25 protein-coding genes are annotated in these 22857 nt (G+C 39.2%); 10 read left to right on the top strand and 15 right to left on the bottom strand.

The genetic code is table 11. The annotated features are described in order from the left end of the window. Positions 1 to 11: 11 nt before the first annotated feature. The gene (locus tag MOMA_RS04240) at positions 12 to 596 is read right to left on the bottom strand and encodes a YceD family protein (RefSeq protein ID WP_009767373.1); all 585 of its coding nucleotides are present in this window, start codon (positions 594 to 596) and stop codon (positions 12 to 14) included. Between the two features lie 214 nt (positions 597 to 810). Here MOMA_RS04240 and MOMA_RS04235 point away from each other — a divergent pair, with 214 nt between their 5' ends. After that, positions 811 to 1557 (top strand): elongation factor P hydroxylase, encoded by a 747-nt coding sequence (locus MOMA_RS04235; RefSeq protein ID WP_009767372.1) that lies wholly within the window; start codon positions 811 to 813, stop codon positions 1555 to 1557. Between the two features lie 65 nt (positions 1558 to 1622). Here the strand turns inward: MOMA_RS04235 and MOMA_RS04230 are convergent, their stop codons facing one another. Next, complete coding sequence (locus MOMA_RS04230; protein ID WP_009767371.1) at positions 1623 to 2162, bottom strand: c-type cytochrome; 540 nt, start codon at positions 2160 to 2162, stop codon at positions 1623 to 1625. A gap of 322 nt (positions 2163 to 2484) precedes the next feature. Between MOMA_RS04230 and MOMA_RS04225 the strand changes: the two genes are divergently transcribed. Continuing rightward, positions 2485 to 4608, top strand: coding sequence for an NADPH-dependent 2,4-dienoyl-CoA reductase (locus tag MOMA_RS04225; protein ID WP_009767370.1), 2124 nt, complete (start codon positions 2485 to 2487; stop codon positions 4606 to 4608). Positions 4609 to 4648: 40 nt separating this feature from the next. On the opposite strand, the gene MOMA_RS04220 is transcribed toward MOMA_RS04225, so the two are convergent. The 11 genes from MOMA_RS04220 to MOMA_RS04170 form a co-directional block, all read right to left on the bottom strand. Beyond that, positions 4649 to 5272, bottom strand: coding sequence for a regulatory protein RecX (locus tag MOMA_RS04220; protein WP_009767369.1), 624 nt, complete (start codon positions 5270 to 5272; stop codon positions 4649 to 4651). Between the two features lie 132 nt (positions 5273 to 5404). Further along, on the bottom strand, positions 5405 to 6112 hold the full coding sequence (locus MOMA_RS04215; protein WP_009767368.1) for a response regulator: 708 nt from the start codon (positions 6110 to 6112) through the stop codon (positions 5405 to 5407). Positions 6113 to 6203: 91 nt separating this feature from the next. After that, positions 6204 to 6620, bottom strand: a complete 417-nt coding sequence (locus tag MOMA_RS04210) for a F0F1 ATP synthase subunit epsilon (RefSeq protein WP_009767367.1) — start codon at positions 6618 to 6620, stop codon at positions 6204 to 6206. 189 nt (positions 6621 to 6809) lie between these two features. After that, a complete protein-coding gene (atpD, locus tag MOMA_RS04205; RefSeq protein WP_009767366.1) occupies positions 6810 to 8210 on the bottom strand; it encodes a F0F1 ATP synthase subunit beta in 1401 nt (466 codons plus the stop codon). A gap of 25 nt (positions 8211 to 8235) precedes the next feature. Next, positions 8236 to 9114 (bottom strand): F0F1 ATP synthase subunit gamma, encoded by an 879-nt coding sequence (gene atpG / locus MOMA_RS04200; protein WP_009767365.1) that lies wholly within the window; start codon positions 9112 to 9114, stop codon positions 8236 to 8238. Between the two features lie 143 nt (positions 9115 to 9257). After that, a complete protein-coding gene (gene atpA, locus MOMA_RS04195) occupies positions 9258 to 10802 on the bottom strand; it encodes a F0F1 ATP synthase subunit alpha (protein WP_009767364.1) in 1545 nt (514 codons plus the stop codon). A 78-nt stretch (positions 10803 to 10880) separates the two neighbouring features. Continuing rightward, entirely contained in the window at positions 10881 to 11480 is a 600-nt protein-coding gene (locus MOMA_RS04190; RefSeq protein ID WP_009767363.1) for a F0F1 ATP synthase subunit delta, read from the bottom strand. Between the two features lie 28 nt (positions 11481 to 11508). Further along, on the bottom strand, positions 11509 to 11979 hold the full coding sequence (locus MOMA_RS04185; RefSeq protein WP_009767362.1) for a F0F1 ATP synthase subunit B: 471 nt from the start codon (positions 11977 to 11979) through the stop codon (positions 11509 to 11511). A gap of 81 nt (positions 11980 to 12060) precedes the next feature. Further along, a complete protein-coding gene (gene atpE / locus MOMA_RS04180; RefSeq protein WP_264622234.1) occupies positions 12061 to 12288 on the bottom strand; it encodes a F0F1 ATP synthase subunit C in 228 nt (75 codons plus the stop codon). A 45-nt stretch (positions 12289 to 12333) separates the two neighbouring features. Beyond that, positions 12334 to 13218 (bottom strand): F0F1 ATP synthase subunit A, encoded by an 885-nt coding sequence (gene atpB / locus MOMA_RS04175; RefSeq protein WP_009767360.1) that lies wholly within the window; start codon positions 13216 to 13218, stop codon positions 12334 to 12336. A gap of 309 nt (positions 13219 to 13527) precedes the next feature. Further along, complete coding sequence (locus MOMA_RS04170) at positions 13528 to 13929, bottom strand: ATP synthase subunit I (protein ID WP_009767359.1); 402 nt, start codon at positions 13927 to 13929, stop codon at positions 13528 to 13530. 183 nt (positions 13930 to 14112) lie between these two features. Between MOMA_RS04170 and MOMA_RS04165 the strand changes: the two genes are divergently transcribed. From MOMA_RS04165 to gluQRS, 4 genes are all read left to right on the top strand, one after another. Then, positions 14113 to 14661 carry a Fur family transcriptional regulator gene (locus tag MOMA_RS04165; RefSeq protein ID WP_009767358.1) on the top strand — a complete coding sequence of 183 codons (549 nt, stop codon included), beginning with the start codon at positions 14113 to 14115 and terminating at the stop codon, positions 14659 to 14661. Positions 14662 to 14806: 145 nt separating this feature from the next. Then, positions 14807 to 15700: a metallophosphoesterase gene (locus tag MOMA_RS04160; protein ID WP_009767357.1), complete on the top strand. Its 894-nt coding sequence runs from the start codon at positions 14807 to 14809 to the stop codon at positions 15698 to 15700. 181 nt (positions 15701 to 15881) lie between these two features. Beyond that, on the top strand, positions 15882 to 16319 hold the full coding sequence (gene dksA, locus MOMA_RS04155; RefSeq protein ID WP_009767356.1) for an RNA polymerase-binding protein DksA: 438 nt from the start codon (positions 15882 to 15884) through the stop codon (positions 16317 to 16319). 6 nt (positions 16320 to 16325) lie between these two features. After that, complete coding sequence (gluQRS, locus tag MOMA_RS04150; protein ID WP_009767355.1) at positions 16326 to 17333, top strand: tRNA glutamyl-Q(34) synthetase GluQRS; 1008 nt, start codon at positions 16326 to 16328, stop codon at positions 17331 to 17333. A gap of 59 nt (positions 17334 to 17392) precedes the next feature. Here gluQRS and ftsW read toward each other — a convergent pair whose 3' ends face one another. Further along, complete coding sequence (gene ftsW, locus MOMA_RS04145; RefSeq protein ID WP_083874839.1) at positions 17393 to 18586, bottom strand: putative lipid II flippase FtsW; 1194 nt, start codon at positions 18584 to 18586, stop codon at positions 17393 to 17395. 36 nt (positions 18587 to 18622) lie between these two features. After that, the gene (gene murD, locus MOMA_RS04140; protein ID WP_009767353.1) at positions 18623 to 20035 is read right to left on the bottom strand and encodes a UDP-N-acetylmuramoyl-L-alanine--D-glutamate ligase; all 1413 of its coding nucleotides are present in this window, start codon (positions 20033 to 20035) and stop codon (positions 18623 to 18625) included. A gap of 230 nt (positions 20036 to 20265) precedes the next feature. Here murD and glnK point away from each other — a divergent pair, with 230 nt between their 5' ends. The 4 genes from glnK (at position 20266) to MOMA_RS04120 (ending at position 22857) form a co-directional block, all read left to right on the top strand. Then, a complete protein-coding gene (gene glnK, locus MOMA_RS04135) occupies positions 20266 to 20604 on the top strand; it encodes a P-II family nitrogen regulator (protein ID WP_009767352.1) in 339 nt (112 codons plus the stop codon). 56 nt (positions 20605 to 20660) lie between these two features. Further along, a complete protein-coding gene (locus MOMA_RS04130; RefSeq protein ID WP_009767351.1) occupies positions 20661 to 21521 on the top strand; it encodes a thymidylate synthase in 861 nt (286 codons plus the stop codon). 45 nt (positions 21522 to 21566) lie between these two features. Continuing rightward, positions 21567 to 22127 (top strand): dihydrofolate reductase, encoded by a 561-nt coding sequence (locus tag MOMA_RS04125; protein ID WP_009767350.1) that lies wholly within the window; start codon positions 21567 to 21569, stop codon positions 22125 to 22127. A gap of 163 nt (positions 22128 to 22290) precedes the next feature. Next, entirely contained in the window at positions 22291 to 22857 is a 567-nt protein-coding gene (locus MOMA_RS04120; RefSeq protein ID WP_009767349.1) for a hypothetical protein, read from the top strand.

Below are 22857 nucleotides of genomic sequence, written 5' to 3'. Positions count from 1 at the left end.
AAATGACACAATCAGTCTGCTAAATTTGCCAAAATCGCAAAAGGATTTTGTTTTTCTTCAATCACCTCAATGGTCTCACCAGTTGTTACCGCCATTTTACAATCATCATGTTTTGGTGCAAGAGGCAAAGCCACCAACAACTCATCTTCAATCATGCTTAACAAGTATAATTTATTATCTTTGGTTAATTCACTTAGCAGCAAATATTCAGTATTTTCATCTAACAGTCCAACATGACTTTCTTTTTCTAACAATGCCAATTCGCTCTTAACATTAAGGTCAATTGCTACAGGTTCTAGGCATCTTTGACAAGTTTGCCAAAGCACTCCGTTGCTGCTAAGTTGCCACCAAATCACCGCCCCAGTTTTTTTTACCTCCAAATTAACCAACAATGGTTGGTCATTATTATGCCGTTCATCTGCCAATGCCCTCACTCTTGGCAATTGTTGCAGAGCAATTTTTCCTTGCCAATGGTAATGATTGTCAGTATGATACTCCCATTTCGCCAAATCAATGTACTTGATAAGATGACAATTAACACCAAAGGGCTTAGGACTACAATTTGAGCCATCGTTTAACGGATTATCATTTAACATAAATTAACTCTTTTTAACATAAATGAACGCTTTTGGTTTTTTAGTAAAATCTTTTTTAGTTCTTAGCAAAAAATGACTTTATTTTTGCAAAAATTTGCTATAATTTGACGCTTATTTTTTAACAGTTCAAGTTTTTAACAGTTCAAGTTTTTTGATAAGCAAGTTTCTAACAAGCAAGTTTTTTGATAAGCAAGTTTTTTGATAAGCAAATTTTATGTTACCCACTGCCAATTTTTTGCCTCATTGTTTTGTGCAACCGATAAGCTCACCAAAGGTTGCGATTTTTCGCTATCTAACCACACCTTATGTAAGCAGTGTTTGTCAAGCGGATTTGACTGGCAACCACATCACCCACATAAAATTCACCAACAAGGTTGGTTTGGCTAAAAATTTTGCCACTATGATTTGGTTTTATAGCGAAAAATATCAGGTAGATTGGTTAATTTTTCAGTTTAATCAATGGTTTCAAGCCAAAAACACCAAATTGGTGCGTGGCAATAATGAGCCTGAATATTTCGCCCCAACCGAGCATGAACCCGCCAAAATCGTATTTGCCCATGGTTTTTTTGCCAGTTGCCTGCATGAAATCAGTCATTGGTGCGTGGCAGGCAAACAACGGCGCAAACTTAATGATTTTGGCTATTGGTATGCCCCTGATGGTCGCAACCAACAGCAACAAAAGCAGTTTGAACAAGTAGAGATCATACCACAAGCCATTGAGTGCTTGCTAACTTTAAGCTGTGGCAAGCGGTTTTTGGTATCGCAAGATAATTTATCTGCCAGTTTTGACACATCAAACAGCACATTTGCCGATGATGTTGCCAAACAAGCAATAAAATTTTTTGTAACAGGCGAAAAATTACCAAGTGATGCCAAGTTTTTAATCAGCCAATTACAAAAGTTGCGCCCATTTGCACTCACACTGCATGAAATTAAACGCAATTTTGCAAAATTTTATTAGCCCTTGTTTAAAACAAAATTAACCTACTTTAAAAAATTAATCTGTAAAAATTAATCTGTTAACCGTTAATCTGCTTTAAATTGTGTATGGCAAGATTTACAACTTGCACCCACACCAGCGATCTGATCTTTCACCATATCAATGCTTGTCGCTGACTCGGCGGCGGTATTTAACGCAACAACCGCCTCTTTGTATTTGTCAATTTCGGCTTGAAATTCAGTCGGATTTGTCCAAATTTCATCTTTTGCATCGCCGCCTTTTGCAGTTTCAGGAAAATGCACCCACGGATCTTGGTTTAGGGTTTGGGCGTGTTGTTTTAATTCGTCCGCGTTAAATTTGTCCGGGTTTTCAATCATAGCACGCAAGGCCTTACTGGTGCGACCAAATTGTTTCATGATGTCCTCGCGTGCATCTTGATGTTGGCTGGCCGTCAAATCTTTATCAGCCGTGGCATTGGTGATTTGGTTTGCCGTCTCACTCACCGCAGATCCGACAGCATTTGCCCCACTGCTAACAGCACTCGCCGTTTCTTCAGCTTTATTACAACCAACCAAAGCGAAGGTTGTGGCAATTGTTAAACAAATTAGGGTTTTTTTGGCTTGCATGGCATTTTTCCTTTTGAATGTCTGCTGGCTAAGGTTTTATTTTTACTAAGTTTTTATAAAAACTTTTTTATAAAAATTTGTACAAAAAACGGCTAAATCTTGATTTTTACCAAAAACTTAGCCGATAGAAAATTTTATACATTTTAAATTTTTATGCATTTTAAATAAACAGATATTATAAATAAAGGCTTTTCAATATACAATGAATTTGTGTAAATAATAACAAAAATACTGCTTAAATTTTTCATGCAAACTGTTAAAATAAACAAAAGCGTAAGTTTAAAACATTAAAAAGCAAGTCAAAAAAATTTAAGGAAAAATCATGTCAGCCAACCGCCAACAGACCGCACAAATCCACACTGAAAACGTCCATTTTTCGCATATTTTTACCCCTTTGGATTTGGGTTTTACCACACTCAAAAATCGCATGGTTATGGGATCAATGCACACAGGATTGGAAGATCGTTTTTTTAATTATGGCAAACTTGCTCATTATTTTGCTGAACGTGCCAAAGGGGGCGTTGCTATGATTATTACAGGTGGCATCGCTCCTAACAAACAAGGCTGGCTTACCCCACTTGGTGGCACGCTTAATCAACTCACCGATGTGATCAATCACAAACGCTTAACCAAGGCAGTTCATAAGCATGACTGCAAATTGGTTTTACAAATACTACATAGTGGGCGTTACGGCTATCACCCATTTGTGGTGTCGTCCAGTGCAATTAAATCACCAATTTCGCTGTTTAAACCCAGAAAAATGTCGCACAAAAACATTTTAGCCACCGTACAAGATTTTGCTCATACCGCCAAACTTGCCAAATTAGCAGGTTATGACGGCGTGGAAATTATGGGTTCGGAGGGTTATTTACTCAACCAGTTTTTAAGCCAACATACCAACAAACGCACCGATCAATGGGGCGGTAGCTTAGAAAATCGAATGCGTTTTCCATTGGCGGTTGTGAATGCCGTGCGTGAAGCGGTTGGCAAGAATTTTATCATCACCTTTCGCCTGTCGCTTATGGATTTAGTCCCAAATGGCAATACCTTTGATGAGATTGTTTGCATTGCTAAAGCCCTAGAAAAAGCAGGCGTTAACATTATCAACACAGGCATCGGTTGGCATGAAGCCCGCGTGCCTACCATTGTAACCAGCGTGCCTAGAGCGGGTTTTGCTCATTTAACCGGTGAAATTAAAAAACACGTCAATATTCCCGTCATGGCTGCCAATCGCATCAATATGCCTGATACTGCCGAACAATTGTTGGTTAATAATACGGCGGATTTGGTGCAAATGGCGCGGCCGTTTTTGGCAGATCCCAATTGGGTCAACAAAGCAAAATCAGGGCAAACTCACCTAATTAACACTTGTATCGCCTGCAACCAAGCATGTCTCGATCATATTTTTGTCAACAAACGAGCCAGTTGTCTTGTCAACCCACAAGCCTGCTATGAAACCGAGTTGGTATACAAACCTGTGAAAAAAGCCAAAAACATTGCAGTCATCGGCGCAGGCATGGCAGGGTTATCCGCCAGCAGCGTATTGGCAAAACGTGGGCATCAAGTTACCATTTTTGAAGCCCAGGATAAAATCGGCGGACAATTTAACTATGCCAAAGTCATTCATGGCAAAGAAGAATTTTTTGAAACCATTCGTTATTTTGATAATTTGTTACAAACATTAAATGTAACGGTTAAGCTAAACCACAAGGTTACGAAAGAATTTTTACAAAATGAGAAATTTGACGATGTGATTATTGCCACAGGCGTTATACCGCGTTCTTTAAAGATTCAAGGTGCAGATTTGCCAAACGTGATAAGCTATGCCGAACTGTTGTCTGGTGAAAAAACCGCAGGGCAAACAGTGGCTGTGATTGGAGCAGGCGGTATTGGTTTTGATGTCAGTGAGTTTTTGACTGCAACCGATGATCGAACGTTTATAATACAAAATTTACAACAAAATCAAATTCCTACGCCACAACCTCTTGATGAATGGCAAGCCCAATGGGGCGTGGATAATCGCAGCAATTACGACAGTTTCGGCGGTTTGACAACTGCCAAAAAAATCACGCCAGCTCGAAAAGTATACTTAATGCAACGCAAAAAAGATCGTCTAGGGACAGGGCTTAACAAAACGTCAGGGTGGGTACATCGCACCGCCCTAAAACAGCATGGTGTGATTGAAATGAGCGATGTACAATACGAAAAAATCACAAGCGAGGGCATTTGGTTACGCACCAATAATGGTCAAAGTCAGCTGTTGCGCGTGGATACAGTGGTCGTGTGCGCAGGCCAAGAGTCGGTGAATGATTTAATGCCAAAATTAACCGACAATTTGGATCAATTAACCGCCCAATATCACGTCATTGGCGGAGCAAAATTTGCAGGTGAATTGGATGCAAAACGAGCCATTCGCGAGGGCGCAGAATTAGGAGCACAATTATAAATTCTACAAAACAAACCATGACAAAATCACCAAATGCCTGTTAATATCGGTCATTAAGCTTTGCCAAATCATATTTTAACGCATCAAAACACACGCCCATTTCAAAGCCTCGATATTGCAAAAAACGCAGTTGACGGGCTTTTTCTTTTTGATCGCAAGGTATGCCATCACCAAATTTTTTGACACGCGCTTGTACCGCTTGAGCAAGCCAATCCACTTCGTAATTTTCGTTAACTTCTTCTTGTTCTTCTGCTGTGGCATTGATAATCAAATCACTAAAAAATTCAGCGTGGTTGTCAATCCACTCATTCACACCATTGACAGATAAAATCGTAGTCAATCCGTGTTTTTTAAGGGTTTGATAAATGCGAATTTTGCCGTGTTTTTTACCAATGCCATCTTTAATCAGTGCCGAGGTCATACGTTCATCGGATTGGTAACCCTCGCGTTCAAATTCAATCAACAAATGTTCTATTGCATCGACATCGCATTGTTTTTCAAGAAGTTTTTGGCGCAATTCTGACTTTGAATGCTCTCGCCTACCCAAATAATAAAAGGCAAGCCAACGCATATAACTTTCACCTTTGATTTTATCATGGTAAGCTGTACGCTCTTCATCTGTCATTAATTGAGTTTCAAGATTTTTTAATAAATTATCCGTCATACCAATCAGTTAATGTTAATCATTTAATATTAATCATTTGTTGTATTTTATCACCTTAAAAAATAAAAAGCCGACAAGAGCCGACTTTTTAACCACAGTGCAATAATCATATAGCCTTGTAAAATCCAATCATTAATTTTCTTTGACAAACAAATAACCCTTGCTGCGCACAGTTTTAATGCGTTTTGGATTTTCTGGATCATCGCCGATTTTTGGACGAATGCGCGAAATACGCACATCGATAGAACGATCCTGCCCATCGTATTCAATGCCACGCAAACGCTCAAAAATATCCTCACGCGATAAAATCCGACCTGCATTTGAGGCTAATAACCACAACAAATCATACTCTGCACTGGTGAAATCCACCAATTCATCATTTAACGTTACCGAGCGTCCGCCATTGTCAATAACCAAATCACCAAATTCAATGCGCTGATCAACTTCATCTGTCGGAGCAACATCAGAACGGCGCAACAATGCACGAATGCGAGCCAATAATACGCGTGGCTGGGCGGGTTTTGCCACATAGTCATCTGCACCCATTTCCAACCCCAACACCTGATCCATATCGTCAGTGCGAGCGGTTAACATCAAGATCGGATTGTGATAATGTGGACGCACCTCGCGACACACCGTCAAACCATCACTACCAGGCAACATGACATCAAGCACCACAATATCAGGTTGTTCATTAATAATGCGTCGAATGGCACGCGTACCGTCCGTTTCAATTGCTACATCTAACCCATTTTTGCGTAAATAATCCTGTGTTAATGTCGCCAATCGTTCATCATCTTCCACGATTAACACTTTGGGGGTTAATTCTTCTTCAACCATAGTTATCTCCAAAATTTCATGACAATCAAATCATGTGTCCAATACATATGATTGTCATGGCAATAAAATATGACAAACGTTTGACAAGCAATTAGGCACGATTGCGGTATTTTTGTAGCGTTTGCAATTGTGCCAACGACTCCGCCAAAGCCGCCATCGCTGCTGATGTGTCAATGTCTGCTTTTTGATTTTGTAGCATTTGTTCTGCTTCATGACGTGCTTTGGCAATTTTAGCTTCATCTAAATCATGGGCTCGCACCGCTGTATCAGCAAGCACAGTTACCATATGAGGTTGAACCTCCAAAACACCACCTGAAATATACACCATTTCGTCATTACCATTGGCTGTTTTGATTTGCATCGCACCTGGTCGCAACATGGTAATAAAAGGCGTATGGCCTGCCAAAATACCCACTTCACCTTCCACACCTGTGGCAATCAACATACTGATTTCACCTGTGTAGATGGTTTCTCTTGCACTGACGACATTACATTGTAAAGTTGCCACAGTTTTCTCCTAAAGATGATGTTGATGTTTCACAAGGTATCAATTTATCTAATTATCCAAAAACTTTTTACAAGCATTTTAAAAACAAATCTTTAAAACAAATCTTTAAAATCAAAAGGCCAATTAACAAATCAAAACCGTCAACACATTATCAATCAACATACTATTAATCAACATATTGTCAATCAGTTAGCCACGCAATTTTTCTGCTGCAGCAACAACCTCTTCAATACCGCCTTTCATATAGAAAGCCTGCTCTGGCAAATCATCGTATTCACCGTTCAAAATTGCCTTGAAACTTTGAATGGTTTCGCGAATTGGTACATATTTACCTGGCGATCCTGTAAACACTTCTGCAACATGGAAAGGCTGTGATAAGAAACGCTGGATTTTACGTGCACGGTAAACCACCAGTTTATCATCTTCTGACAACTCGTCCATACCCAAAATTGCAATAATGTCTTTTAACTCTTTAAAACGTTGCAATACTTCTTGCACGCCACGAGCCACACTGTAATGTTCTTCGCCAATAACTTGTGGATCAAGTTGACGTGATGTCGAATCCAATGGATCAACTGCAGGATAAATACCTTGCGATGCAATATCACGACTAAGCACAACGGTTGCATCTAAGTGGGCAAAAGTTGTCGCAGGCGATGGGTCAGTCAAGTCATCTGCAGGCACATAAACCGCTTGAACCGATGTAATTGATCCTGTTTGTGTTGATGTAATGCGTTCTTGCAACACCCCCATTTCTTCTGCCAAGGTTGGTTGATAGCCTACCGCTGATGGCATACGCCCCAACAAGGCCGACACCTCTGTACCTGCCAATGTATAACGATAAATATTGTCAACAAACAGCAATACGTCGCGGCCTTTGCCATTTTCGTCTTTCTCATCACGGAAATATTCCGCCATGGTTAAACCCGTTAACGCAACACGCAAACGGTTTCCCGGCGGTTCATTCATCTGACCGTATACCATAGCAACTTTGTCAAGTACGCCAGAATCTTTCATTTCATGATAAAAGTCATTACCCTCACGCGTCCGCTCACCAACACCTGCAAACACTGACAAACCAGAATGAGCTTTTGCAATGTTATTAATAAGCTCCATCATGTTAACGGTTTTACCAACACCTGCACCACCAAACAGACCAACTTTACCACCTTTAGCAAATGGACACAGCAAGTCAATTACTTTAATGCCTGTTTCTAGTAGTTCTGTTGAGTTGGATTGTTCGTCATAACTGGGGGCTTCACGATGAATAGACCAAGTTGTATCCGCCTGTACTTCGCCAGCTTCATCAATTGGACGGCCTAATACGTCCATAATACGCCCCAACGTACCTTTACCAACTGGCACAGAAATTGGATTGCCCGTATTACTCACAGGCAAACCACGTTTTAAACCCTCGGTTGAACCCATTGCAATGGTACGCACGATACCATCACCCAACTGTTGTTGCACCTCTAAGGTTGTTTCTGTGTTTTCAACTTTTAAAGCGTCATAAATTTTTGGCACGCTTTGACGATCAAATTCAACGTCAATCACCGCACCAATAATCTGTACAATACGACCGCTACTCATTACGTTCTCCTTGAATTTAGGTCAATTATGAAACAGCAGCCGCACCGCCAACGATCTCCGAAATTTCACGGGTAATCGCCGCTTGACGCAGCTTGTTGTAAACTAATTGTAATTCTTTAATTAAGTTACCTGCATTGTCTGTTGCTGCTTTCATTGCAACCATACGAGCAGACTGCTCCGATGCGATATTTTCCACCACACCTTGATATACAACAGATTCCACATAGCGCCCCATTAAACTATCCACCAAATCTTTAGCAGATGGTTCATAAATATAATCCCAACTATGCTCACGTTTTACCATAGTTTCATCATGCAATTCACTTGCAGAAATTGGCACCAATTGTTGTACATTTGGTTTTTGGGTCATAGCATTGATAAATTCATTGTATACCAAATAAATTTCATCAATCTCACCACGATTAAACGCATCAAGCATCACTTGAACAGGGGTGTTTAATTGTTCAAAACTTGGGTTATCACCATAATGTGATTCAGCTGCAATCACCGTACCGCCAAAAGTCTTAAAAAAACTTACCCCTTTTTGCCCAATCACAGCAAAGCGCACTTCAATCGATTGACTGTTTTTTTCTTTTACATCTTGCATCAATTTTTTAAACAAATTGATGTTTAAACCACCCGCCAAACCACGATCAGATGTTACCACAATATAGCCCACGCGATTAACAGGACGAGGCACCAAATAAGGGTGCTTGTAATCAGGCGATGCTTTTACCAAATGTGAAACCACTCGACGTATATTTTCAGCATATGGGCGACCTAGTTGCATGCGCTCTTGAGCCTTGCGCATCTTGCTCGCCGCAACCATTTGCATAGCTCGAGTAATTTTTTGGGTGCTTTTAATACTAGCAACTTTTGCTCGAATTTCTTTTAAACTTGCCATAAGTAATCCATACAGCTGGGTTTTATGATTAACAGGGTTATCAATTAAGCCAACCCTGTTAACAGTTTTTTAAAAATACACAAAGTCCAAATCATTACTTTGTTTATCGTTATATGACAATTTACAATAAAATCAATCCGTTATTAAAATGAATGATTTTGTTTAAATGTTTCAATTGCCGTCTTAAATGTGTTTGCAATGTCATCATTGTAATTTGCCGTGTCATCAATTTCTTGCATAAATGCACCATGCTGATCACGCAAATAACGCAATAAACCTGCTTCAAATGCACCAACTTTATTAACAGGCACATCTGCCAAATAACCCTCGTTAGAGGCATAAATTACCGCTGCTTGCTCTGCAATTGACATTGGTGCGTATTGGTGTTGTTTCATCAATTCAGTAACACGTTGTCCATGATCAAGTTGCTTACGCGTTGCATCGTCAAGATCAGATGCAAATTGTGCAAATGCCGCCAATTCACGATACTGTGCCAAAGCTGTACGAATACCGCCTGACAATTTTTTGATGATTTTGGTTTGGGCTGCACCACCAACACGCGATACCGAAATACCTGCATTCACCGCTGGACGAATGCCTGAGTTGAATAGGCTTGACTCAAGAAAAATCTGACCATCGGTAATTGAGATGACGTTTGTCGGTACAAACGCAGATACGTCGCCTGCTTGGGTTTCAATGATTGGCAAGGCAGTCAATGAACCCGTTTTGCCTTTTACCTCGCCACCAGTAAATTTTTCAACATAATCAGCATTGACACGCGATGCACGCTCTAGCAAACGCGAATGTAGGTAAAATACATCACCCGGATAGGCTTCACGTCCCGGCGGACGACGTAATAACAATGAAATTTGACGATAAGCCACCGCTTGTTTTGACAAATCATCATAAATAATTAATGCATCTTCACCCCTATCACGGAAGTATTCACCCATGGTACAACCTGAATACGGTGCGATATATTGTAGCGATGCAGGCTCGGATGCTGATGCAACCACAACAGTTGTATAAGCCAACGCACCTGTTTCTTCTAATTTACGCACAACATTGGCAATGGTTGAACGTTTTTGTCCAACTGCAACATAAATACATTTAATACCAGAATCTTTTTGAGCAATAATTGCATCAATTGCCATAGCGGTTTTACCCGTTTGGCGGTCGCCAATGATAAGTTCACGCTGCCCACGCCCAATTGGAATCATAGTATCAACTGATTTATAACCTGTCATCACAGGTTCATCTACTGATTGACGATCAATAACGCCCGGTGCAATTTTTTCAACTTTATCAGTCAATTTGGCATTAATCGAACCCTTACCATCAATGGGGTTACCCAGTGCATCTACCACACGACCTAGCAATTCAGGCCCAACAGGCACTTCTAAAATACGGCCTGTACAATAGGCTTTTTGACCTTCTTGTAGGCTTAGATAATCCCCCAATACCACAGCACCAACTGAGTCTTGCTCAAGGTTTAATGCCATACCATAGATACCACCTTCAAACTCAATCATTTCGCCGTACATGGCATCTTCAAGACCATGAATCTGTACGATACCGTCAGATACCATGACAATTGTGCCTTCGTTTTTTGCTGTGGCACCCGCAGTCAGGTCTTGAATTCGCTGCTTAATCAGATTACTGATTTCCGCTGGATTCAATTGTTGCATTGCACTGTTTCCTTAAATAAATACCAATTGCTTAAAGTACTTGATAAACGTATTTTGCTTTTGCAAAAGTACGTAAGATTAAGCAATTATCTGTGTTTTTAACTGTTTTAATTTGCCACGTACAGAGTCATCAATGACTTTATCACCGACTTTAATCTTTATGCCACCAATCAAGCTTGGATCAACATCAACATGCAACACCACATCGGCATTAAATGAGATTGACAAACGGCTTTCAATAAGTAACGCTTGTGCTTTGGTGAGCGGATAAGCAGACGTAACATAAGCATTGATTTCTTTGGCATCGGTCGCTTTTAATAAACCAAAACGCTCATAAATATAAGGCAATAATGCCAAACGTTCTTGCTCGGCAAGTTGTGTTAAATAATTCACAAACGCATGATTGTTTGTCTGTTGCCCACCGTCAATCGCTGTGCTTAAGGTTTTAAACACATTGTTATCATCGGTTGCGGTTTGGTTGTAAAGTTCGGTTAAAGTGGTAACTTTACTCGCAGCTACAATCGCTGGATTATGTAGATACTCTGCAAATGCCTTATCACTTACGATGGCATTCATTACCGCTAAATAATCTTGCCATTCATTGATAGCATGATGCTCTTTAGCATAATCAAATGCTGCTTTTGCATAGGGTCTTGCTAAGGTTGATAAATCAGCCATCATATCCTCACTACTGTACTGTTGCCACTTATAACTTTGCTGCCAATTGGTTTAGCATATTGGCATGAGCTTCTGAATTGACCTTTTCTTGTAAAATTTTTTCAGCACCCAATACAGCAAGTTCGGCAACTTCAGCACGAAGGCTTTCACGGGCTTTGCTAATTTCTTGATCAACTGCATCACGGGCTTGTTGGCGAATACGTTCAGCCTCAGCTTGTGCTTGCAGTTTGGCATCTTCAATCATTTGATTGGCACTTTTGTTGGCTTGTTCAATAAGTGATGCCGCTTTTGCTTTTGCTGCTGCCAATTCTTGTTCTGCAGTCGCACCAGCGGTTGCCAAATCAGCTTTTGCTTTTTCAGCAGCATTCAAACCATCTGCAATTTTGCGTTGACGATCTGCGATTGCACCAGCCAATGGCGGCCACACAAATTTCATGCAAAAAATCACAAAAATGGCAAATGCAATGGATTGTCCGATTAGGGTTGCATTGATATTCACGTAGAATCCCTCGTTAATTAAGTTTCTTCAATTCCTCGTCCACATTTAATCATTGTGGACGGTGTACTGACAACTTACCTATTAACCTGCTAAAGGATTGGCAAATAACAATAACATGGCAATACCAACACCAATCATTGGCACCGCATCAAGAAGACCTGCTACAATGAACATACGCGTTTGTAATTGCGATCCAAGTTCTGGTTGACGTGCTACGCTTTCTAAGAATTTACCACCTAAAATCGCAAAACCAATACCTGTGGCTAATGCACCTAAACCGATAAGTAAAGCAACGGCTAATACGGTCATACTTGCTAGTTCTGGAGTCATCGAGATATCCTCATTGTTAAAAAATTAATGGTCAGTTTGGCTTGCAGCACTTAGATAAATGATGGTCAACATCATAAAAATAAACGCCTGCAAAGTAATTACTAAAATGTGGAAGATAGCCCACGGAACAGATAATACCCATTGCAAATAAAACGGCATCAGGGCAATCAACACAAAAATCAATTCACCAGCATACATGTTGCCAAAAAGTCGTAAGCCTAATGAAATTGGTTTTGCGATAAGCGTTACAGTTTCTAAAATAAAGTTAACAGGAATTAACGCAACTTTAGCCACTGGATTGTTAGCACTAAATGGATGCAAGGTTAGCTCACCAATAAATCCACCAAAGCCTTTTTCTTTAATAGAATAAATAATAATCAGTGCAAATACTGATAACGACATACCAAGCGTTACATTTGGATCGGTGCTTGGTACAATTTTCATATATACATGGTGTGGGTCATGCCCCATTGCTTCACCGATTTTTTGTGCCAAAACTGGAATATAATCGATTGGGATTAAATCCATCAAATTCATTAAGAAAATCCACACAAAAATCGTTAGTGCAAGCGGTGCAATTAATTTTGACGTACCATGATACGATTCTCGCACGTTACTATCAACAAATTCAACAATCATTTCAATAAAGGCTTGTAATTTTGATGGCGTCTCCGATGTTGCTTTTTTGGCGATCAGATAAAACAATCCACAAAAGAAAATACCAAGCCCAAATGACCATAGCATAGAATCTAAATGAATGGCATTAAAGCCCATAGCGGCGGCTTCAGCTTGCGTTTCGGCAACTTTCCAGCCAAGCTCCGGGTGATGGCCATACGTCCAGTTTGTCAAATGGTGCTGAATGTACTCATTTGAAGTAACTTCATGTGCGTGAGCGGTTGCGTCTGCCATAGTCTTCACTTTTTGTCTATCGTGAGTCAATAAAAAAAATTAGTGCAACCGATTAGCCTAAAAAAGCAACCATTTACACCTATTTAAAAACCTGCTTATATTAATGCAAACCTTACCTTTTTGTAAAGGTTTAAATTAAAATATTTTGCAAGAAATTGCATTTTTTTTTATAAAAAAATCAAAAATTATGAAAAAATATCGGTAAATATTCAAAAAATTAAAATTTTCGTCATTTTTTAAGCATATATTGCAAAAAATTTATTTATTAACTATTTTTATTTTTTGTCAGAAAATTGTTGCTAATTTCTATCAAGATTGTAACCGAAAACTTACCAAAATATGGCTAATTTGTAACACAATAAAACCAACAAACACCCAAACCGCCAATAACGGCTTTAATCCGCCAAAAACCCCTGCAAAGCCTATAAAAGTAATCAGCCATTTTGCCAAAGTCGCCTGATACATACGATGCACAATTTTATGCTTGTGTTTTGATCCTGTTACTCCCAAGGCAATTTTGGCAAAGACCAACTGCCCTATCCATGCCAATAACGCACCTGCCAACAAATTTTTGCTAATTGCAAAACTTGTTTTTGCCAAAACCATATCAAGCCCAATGCCAATAAACACCAAAGCCAATACCAACCAAGATTGGCGGTTAATGGCTTTTTGAATGCGATACGGTTGAAAACGAGGTTGTGGTTTTATCATGATCGATTGAAAAATAGGAAATGAAAAGCACTTAAGGGCAAAATTTTAAGTCTTAATAAATCTATAATCTTAATAAATCTATATATAGGCTTGAAAAATCATCAAACACGCCTTATTATAGTGCTTCATAGCGTTTGGTGCAAGTTTTCGCCTTTAATAGCTTTTAAGTTTTGCGGTGAGTTTATGTCTACAACCCTTTATCAGCACAGCACACCCTCCGTTCAACACGTTGACGACACGCTCGCTTCACGCGATTATGTGGCACATTCTGCCAGTTGCCAACACTGTCATCAGCCTGATAGTATTCAGCGATCGCTAAGCCTAGCCAAAGAAACTTGCACAAGCCAAGGCGTGCGATTTACCCCCTTACGCGAACAAGTATATCGGTTAATTTTGCAATCAGACACACCAATTGGCGCGTATGATTTATTGGCAAAATTACAAAAAACCACCGAAAAAACCCTCGCACCACCGACAATTTATCGCAGCTTGGATTTTTTATTAGACATGGGTTTTATTCATCAGTTAAGTGCAACCAAAACTTTTTTTGCTTGTTGTTGGCCAGAAAACCAACACACTGCAACGTTTTTAATTTGTCAAAAATGCGGTGATGTCCAAGAATTAAGCCACGATACCTTAGATAATTTGCTTAACAAACTTGCCGATCAAGCTCAATTTGCCATAAAATCCAGCGTGATTGAATTGTCAGGCATTTGTCAAAAATGCCAATAAAATTAATATTTTAACATTATTTATCAAACATTTTTTAAATTTTTTACAAAACAAAATCGCGTTTGCTCTTGATTTTGTGTAAAATTCATGTAAAATTTGTCATTCTCATCAACAATTATCCCTAATTTTGCGAAAGGATATCGTCTTGAGTACGTCTGTTTATGCACATCATCGTACCGCCTCTTTTGATAATTTGGATAATAATTTGCAGACCGCCAAGTCCATCACCCCAAAAAATCCTAATTTTGTGCAATTGGTGCAAATTACTGATTTGCATTTGTTTGAAGATACGCAACAATTGTATTGTAATATCAATCCAAAAACCAATTTAGACAACATTATGGCGTTGGTGGAGTGCGATTTTGCCGATCGTGATTTATTGGCAATTACAGGCGATCTGTTGCAAGAACCAACCGAAGCAAATTACACGCAACTGTTTGATTATTTTGATAAATTTAGTTCGCCCTACGTGGCAATTTCAGGCAATCACGATGTTACGATGGAGCTTGACAGTCATTTGCCCTTTTTTCAGCGTCGTCATCTTGGCGTGCAAGTGGACAGTCGCCTAAAAAATTGCCATGTGGTAACCACACCTGTTTGGGATATTATTTTTTTAGACAGCAGTTGCACAGGTGAAATTTGGGGCTATTTTTGTCAATGGACGTTGGATTGGTTAAAAAACACGTTGGCGGTGCGCCAAAAACCGTGTATTATTTTTTGCCACCATCCGATGTTTAATGTTGGTTCGGCGTGGATTGACAATCATCAATTAAAAAACAGCGATGACTTTTGGCAAACAATTTTACCTTTTAAAGCACAGATTAAAGGAATTTTTGTTGGGCATGTTCATCAGGATTTTTCCAGTATTATCAATGACATACCTGTTTATACCACGCCGTCTACATCTGCTCAATTTTTGCCAAATCAAGACGAATATGGCATTGATGACATTGAGGCAGGCTTACGCTGGATAACATTATATAACAATGCCACACTTGCAACAGGAGTAACAAGAGTACAAACCAAATCACTGTTTTAGACTTAACCGTCAATTTGCGTTGAATTTTTGACCTTTGCCCCCACTGTGTAAGGCGAATTTTAATACTTGGGATTTTTTAATACTTGGGATTGGCAAACTTTTTTATACAAAACTTTTGTTTATAAAAAAATTGCAATACCAATGATAAATTTTTTTGGAGAACTGTATTTTGGAGAACTGTATGGTAGCCACTCAAACTGAACAAAATTTTAGTTTCATTCCTTATCAAGCCAAAGCCGACGAAGAATACATGAATGACACTCAGCTTGAGCATTTTACACAAATTTTGGAAGCTTGGAAAGCCCAGCTCTTAACCGAAGCAGAAAGCACCAAATCTTATATCCAAGACGAGTCTACAGCCATGCCTGATATCAATGACCGTGCCACGCAAGAAGAAGAGTTTGCCCTAGCCTTGCGTACGCGCGATCGCGAGCGAAAACTCATTCGCAAAATTGACAAATCATTGGCAGATATCGAAAGCGGTGATTATGGTTTTTGTGAAACCTGTGGTGTAGAAATTGGACTACGTCGCCTAGAAGCTCGCCCCACAGCCACTCAATGTATTGATTGCAAAACCTTGTCAGAAATTAAAGAAAAACAGGCATGGGGACACGCCTAACGCTCTATGTTGGCCAAAGCACAAGCAATAGCACAGGCAATAACGCTTGATTCTGACACAAAAATTGGGCGTTTTGCACCATCACCAACAGGCAATTTACACTTTGGCTCTTTGATTACCGCCGTTGCCAGTTTTTGCCTTGCAAAAAAGGAGGGTGGCAAATGGTTGCTACGCATTGAAGATGTTGACGATGAACGCTGTCATGATGGTTTTAGCCAACAAATTTTAACCGATTTGACACGACTTGGGTTGCATTGGGATAATGAAGTTTATTATCAATCGCAACACCTTGATTTATATCATGAAACTTTGGAAAACCAACTCAATTCTATGAGTTATGGGTGCAACTGTAGCCGAAAATCCATTCAGCAATTTTACCAAAAACAACGCCTCTTGCCTAATACACCATCTGCACAAAACCCACTGATTTATCCTAAAATTTGTCAACATAAAAATTTAGCCAAACATCATGCGGTACGCTTAATCATGCCTGACAAAAATATACAATTTTTTGATAATTATCAAGGTATTATGATTGATAACCCACAACGCAGTCAGGGTGATATCGTCGTGCGTCGCCGCCAAGAATCTTTAAAATGCCCTCTACAAAAAACAGCACCAAAAGGTAGGATTAATTACATGCTTGCCGTGGTCATAGATGACATCACCCAAGGGGTAAATCAGATTGTGCGTGGGCTCGATATTTTGCCACTAACCACCGCCCAACTGGCAATTTATGATTATTTACAAGCACCAAGAGTGAACAGTTATTATCATTTGCCAATTTTAGTCAATCATAAAGGGCAAAAACTCTCAAAACAAACCCTTGCTGAACCCATTGCCAATTATCGCAGCCAAGATTTACTACAACTTGCATTACAGTTTTTAGGACAAAAGCCAGTAGAAAAAAATTTGCCTGAAATCATGCTACAACAAGCCATCACACAATGGCAAGATCATACATTGGTTGGCAAACAACAGCTGTTTTGTCCGCCATTGGCAAATTTAATTTAAAGTTTTTTAATTTAAAGTTTTATATATTATCTTAATTGTTAATAATTATCTTAATTTTGTTAATAATAGCGAGCCTCGGTTGGTGAAATTTTTGGACTGTCTTTAATGATTCTTAACAAAATTCCAATAATCATCAAATTCACCACCATAGATGAACCACCGTAACTAAAAAATGGCATGGTAAGGCCTTTGGTAGGCAAGATACCAAGCGTCATGCCTGCATTGACAAATGCTTGACCAAAAAACAACACCCCCACGCCAAACGCAAAATAACTCAACCGACTTTGGCGACGTTTTAGCGTGTCATAACTGATTTTCATCACCACCCAAATCAACAAAATCTGTAAACTTAGCAAAAACACCACGCCCATCACACCAAGCTCTTCCCCTGTAATTGCCAATAGAAAATCCGTGTGTGCTTCGGGCAAATGGGCTAATTTTTGAATGCTTTCACCATAACCTACTCCCGTCCACTCACCGCGAGCAAATGCCACAATACTGCGTCCAAGCTGATAATCACTGTCTTTTAAATCGTCAAATGGATCAAGAAACGATGTTACTCGCTTGACACGATAACCTGCGGTAATAATAGCAAACACAATGCCAACAGACACCGTGCTAAGTAAAATCATCACCAAACGCAAGGGCAAGCCTGCCACAAAAATCATCGCTCCAATACAGCCAACAATAATCACCACCGAACCAAAATCAGGCTGAAACATAATGGCAGACAGGATAAAACTGGCAAGCCCACACAGTCGCAAAAACCCTTTGGCTTGATAGCGTACTTCATCAACACGTCGCACCAAAAAATCGGCGGTAAACAAAATCATTGCAATTTTTGCCAATTCTGCAGGTTGAAAATTTAATGAACCAAACTCAATCCAACGCGTACTACCATTAATCAATGAACCAAAAAACACCGTGTACAAAATCATTAACAAACAACCGATCAGCACAAAAAAACTGGTGTTGGTGCGAAAAATCGTTCGAAGTGGCACGCAGTACACAATAAAACCAAAAATAATCCCAATCAACATATATGACAATTGGTTGGTAAAAAATTTAAGCGAGTACATATGGTTAAGTTCAGCAAACGAAACCGAGGCCGATGCCACCATGAGTAAACTCATGACCATAATCATAGCAACGCAACTGATTAACACCGATGATAATGATGGCAACCAACGCGTATTTGTTGTGGCATTCGCCAAAGAAATTGCGTGAGAAGTAGAAGAACTGCGTAATGGCATAACCCAACCTAATTATCTTAATTTTTTATCAAACAACTACTTAAAATCATTGACCAAATCTTTAAACGCTTGTCCACGTTGCACATAATCTGTAAATTGATCAAAACTTGCACACGCAGGCGATAACAACAAAGCACCAACATTGGCATCACGCTCACTATCGACCACTGCCTGATTAAAGGCATTTTGCAATGTTTGACAATGATGCAAAACCACGTTTTCACCAAGTTTGGCAGATTGTAAATCATCGGCAATTTTTTTGCTGTCCTTGCCAATCAAATACACATAACTTACAAACTTCGTCAGCGGATTGGCAAGATCAAAAAACTGCTGTTCTTTACCCACACCACCCAAAATTAGTGCCAATTTTTTGCCTTTTGGTTGATATACATTGCCTAAACCACACACAGCAGCAAGCGTGGATCCAATATTTGTGCCTTTAGAATCATCATAACAGTCCAATTTGTGATTGGCAATTGACAAAGTTTTAACAAACTCACAGCGATGTGGCAAACCAACAAATTGTTTAATCGTATTTAACATACTATCTGGTGAAAATCCGGCCAATTCACCAATTGCCAATGCAGACAACGCATTTATCAAATTATGCTGCCCTTTAATTGGTACATCTTTTTCATGAAGCAGTCGCTGACTGCCACGAGCCAACCACATCTCACCATCGCTATCGGTCAAAATACCGTATTGATTTATATCAGGTGCACTTGCTCCAAAACTTATCCTAGGTATATCATCAGCAACCAGTGGTCTGCTTAGCGGATCGTCGCGATTGACAACAATGGATTTTGCTCCTTGAAAAATACGGTGTTTTTCGCGGTGATAACCCAACATATCACCATGACGATCAAGATGATCAGGCGACATGTTTAACACAACCGCAACTTGAGCGGATAACTGCGTGGTGGTTTGCAATTGAAAACTGGACAATTCAAGCACTGCAAGATCAATTGGATCGCGCAACAAATCCAATGCAGGCAAGCCAAGGTTGCCCCCAACGCCGACTTTTTTGCCCATATTTTCTGCCATTTTGCCCACCAAAGTTGTTACAGTGCTTTTGGCATTTGAACCTGTAATTGCAATGATTGGAATATTTTTTTGTTGGCAAATTTCATGAAATAATTGAATATCACTCACCATTGCAATATGATGGGCACGCACGCCATCAAATACAGGCAACAAAGGATCAATACCGGGGCTGATAATAATGCGACTTGCAGTTGTCAATAGTTCACTGTCAATACCGCCAAAATAAGTCATCACGTTATTTGGCAACTGTTTGGCAAGATTTGGATAACCACTGTCAGTTACCGCCACCTGATAGCCCAGTGCATGCAGATGATTCACCACAGCCAGACCTGATTTTCCAAGTCCTACCACGATTTGTAAGCCCTCGCCACGATGTAAAACCGTATTTTTGCCGTTTGCTGTCATTGTACTGCCCCTTAGTGTTGCCCCTTGTCAAAAATAGCTTAATTATAGCATTTTATTATGACTGCTTAGCGATTTTTTTCTACAAAATCATACAAAAAACCCAGTGTGCAAAACAATTTTTTTGCAACTTGGCTGTTTTTATTAGCCCAAAGCTATTTTTTTGAGTATAATATCAAATTATCGTTTTAACATAACTTAAAATTTAACCCAACTCAAAAAAGGAACATGCCATGAAATTGATTACTGCAATTTTAAAGCCGTTTAAACTTGATGATGTGCGTGAAGCCCTATCTGAAATCGGTGTGCAAGGCGTAACAGTTACGGAAGTCAAGGGTTTTGGTCGCCAAAAAGGACACACTGAATTATACCGTGGTGCTGAATACGTGGTGGACTTTTTGCCAAAAGTAAAATTGGAGATCGCTGTAGCAGATGACATGGTTGACTCTGCAATTGAAGCAATTATCAGCGTGGCAAATACAGGCAAAATCGGTGATGGCAAAATTTTTGTTACAAATCTTGAACAAATCATTCGCATTCGCACAGGCGAAACAGGTGAAAATGCGGTATAAAAACCGTTCGTGTCAAACATATTAACAAATTATAATCATTTTATTTGATAAAACTTATGCTAACAACAAAAAACGAACAAGCCTATTTGGATTTAATCCGTTATGTGTTTCAAAATGGCATACAAAAAGACGATCGCACAGGCACAGGCACGCGATCTATTTTTGGTGCACAAATGCGTTTTGATTTAACCGACGGATTTCCACTGTTAACCACCAAAAAAATTCATACCAAAAGCGTGATACACGAACTTTTGTGGTTTTTACAAGGCAATACCCACGTCAAATATTTACAAGACCATGGCGTGCGAATTTGGAATGAATGGGCAACCTTGGAACAAACGGCACGTTTTGGCAGACAAGCAGGAGATTTGGGCGCAATTTACGGCCATCAATGGCGAAATTTTGGAGCAACTACCGATAAAAATGGCAATTTTAACGATGATGGTATTGACCAAATCAGTCAAGTCATTGACCAAATCAAAACCAATCCAAACTCGCGCCGCCTGATTGTTACAGGTTGGAATCCAAAAGAAGCCGATCAGGTGGCCTTACCGCCGTGTCATACACTATTTCAGTTTTTTGTGGCGGACACAAAACTGTCCTGTCAACTGTATCAACGTTCAGCGGATTTATTTTTGGGCGTGCCTTTTAATATAGCAAGTTATGCGTTATTGACTCACATGGTGGCACAAGTTTGTAATCTTAGCGTGGGTGAATTTGTATGGACGGGAGGTGATTGTCATTTATACACCAACCATTTTGAACAAGTTAAAACCCAACTAAGTCGCAAACCTTTTGCTTTGCCAACGTTACAGCTAAACCCAGCCATTGACAATATTTTTGATTTTAAATTTGACGATATTCAGATTGTCAATTATCAAAGTCATTCTGTGATTAAAGCAGAAGTCGCTGTTTAACAACCGTTAACAAATTAACCAACAAATCTAATAAATCTAAACATTATGAGTTTCTATAAAACCAACCACAGTCAAACAACCAACCAACAAATAAACATCGGCCATATCGTTGCAATAAGTACCAATTACGCCATTGGCAAAAACAATCAACTGCCGTGGCATTTGCCAACCGATTTACAGCATTTTAAAAATCTGACTGCAGGTGGCATTGTCATCATGGGGCGCAAAACTTTTGAATCTATTGGAAAACCCCTGCCAAATCGTATCAATGTCATCATTACCACTGATTTAGATTATCAAGTAAATTTTGACAATGTATTAATTTTTCATAACCTTGATGATGCGTTAACACAATCAACCACACTGGCTCATCATAAAGGTTTAGACACAATTTGGATCATTGGTGGCGAAACCATCTTTAGGCAAACCCTGCTTTTTAGCAACCGTTTGGAAATTACCCATGTGCATACTCACATTACCGATGCCTGTGCGTTTTATCCAACCATTCCAAGTCATTTTGTCAAAACCAATACACAACCCATACAAAACGAAAACGGTCTGGATTTTCAATTTATTACTTATACCAAGCCTAAAAACACAGGTTAACAAAACACAACCCAGCTTAAGAAAAATCTTTTGTTAAATTTGGCAAAAATGCTATAATTTTGATTAACTATATTTTGATTATTTGACAAAATTTTTAATTAACTTGATTTTTAATCAGCTTGATTTTTAATAAATTTGATTTTTAATAAATTTGGATAAAGCCATGTCAGGATTTGCTTTTTCACCCCAATTTTCACAACGTTGGTCTGCTACCCTTGCACCGATCAAACAAACCATTATTAATGAACTTAATGACATTTATCAAATACTACAAACTGAAACTGATTTGGATACATTCCAATTTCAGGTGGCAAATTTGCATGACAAAATAGCAGAGATTATACAAGCCAATACAACAAATAAAACCAACACCACAATTTACACCCCAACAAACACCACAACAAAAAACAACACAGCACAGTTTTGTTTGACAGATTTTAACTTAAATCAAACAAAAACCAAAAACCAAAATAACCACAAAACCGATAACACAGAAAAAACCACAGAAAATCATAAAAATTTACCAACCGTCAATCCATTAGATTTTGACAATATCCAAACAATCAAAGAAGAAATCATCAATGATTTACACCAAAAAATTGAAAGCTATTTGCTTCATGCTATGACAAATATCTATCAAGATTTACAAAACTGGCTTGATGACGAGGTTAACGGTCAATTAGAACGCAAACTTAGCCAAAGCCTAAAACCCAACCCCAACTTAGACTAA

This window comes from Moraxella macacae 0408225, from assembly GCF_000320365.1.
In the GTDB taxonomy this organism is placed as follows: Bacteria; Pseudomonadota; Gammaproteobacteria; order Pseudomonadales; family Moraxellaceae; genus Faucicola; species Faucicola macacae.
This window is presented reverse-complemented; position numbering and strand designations above follow the sequence as displayed.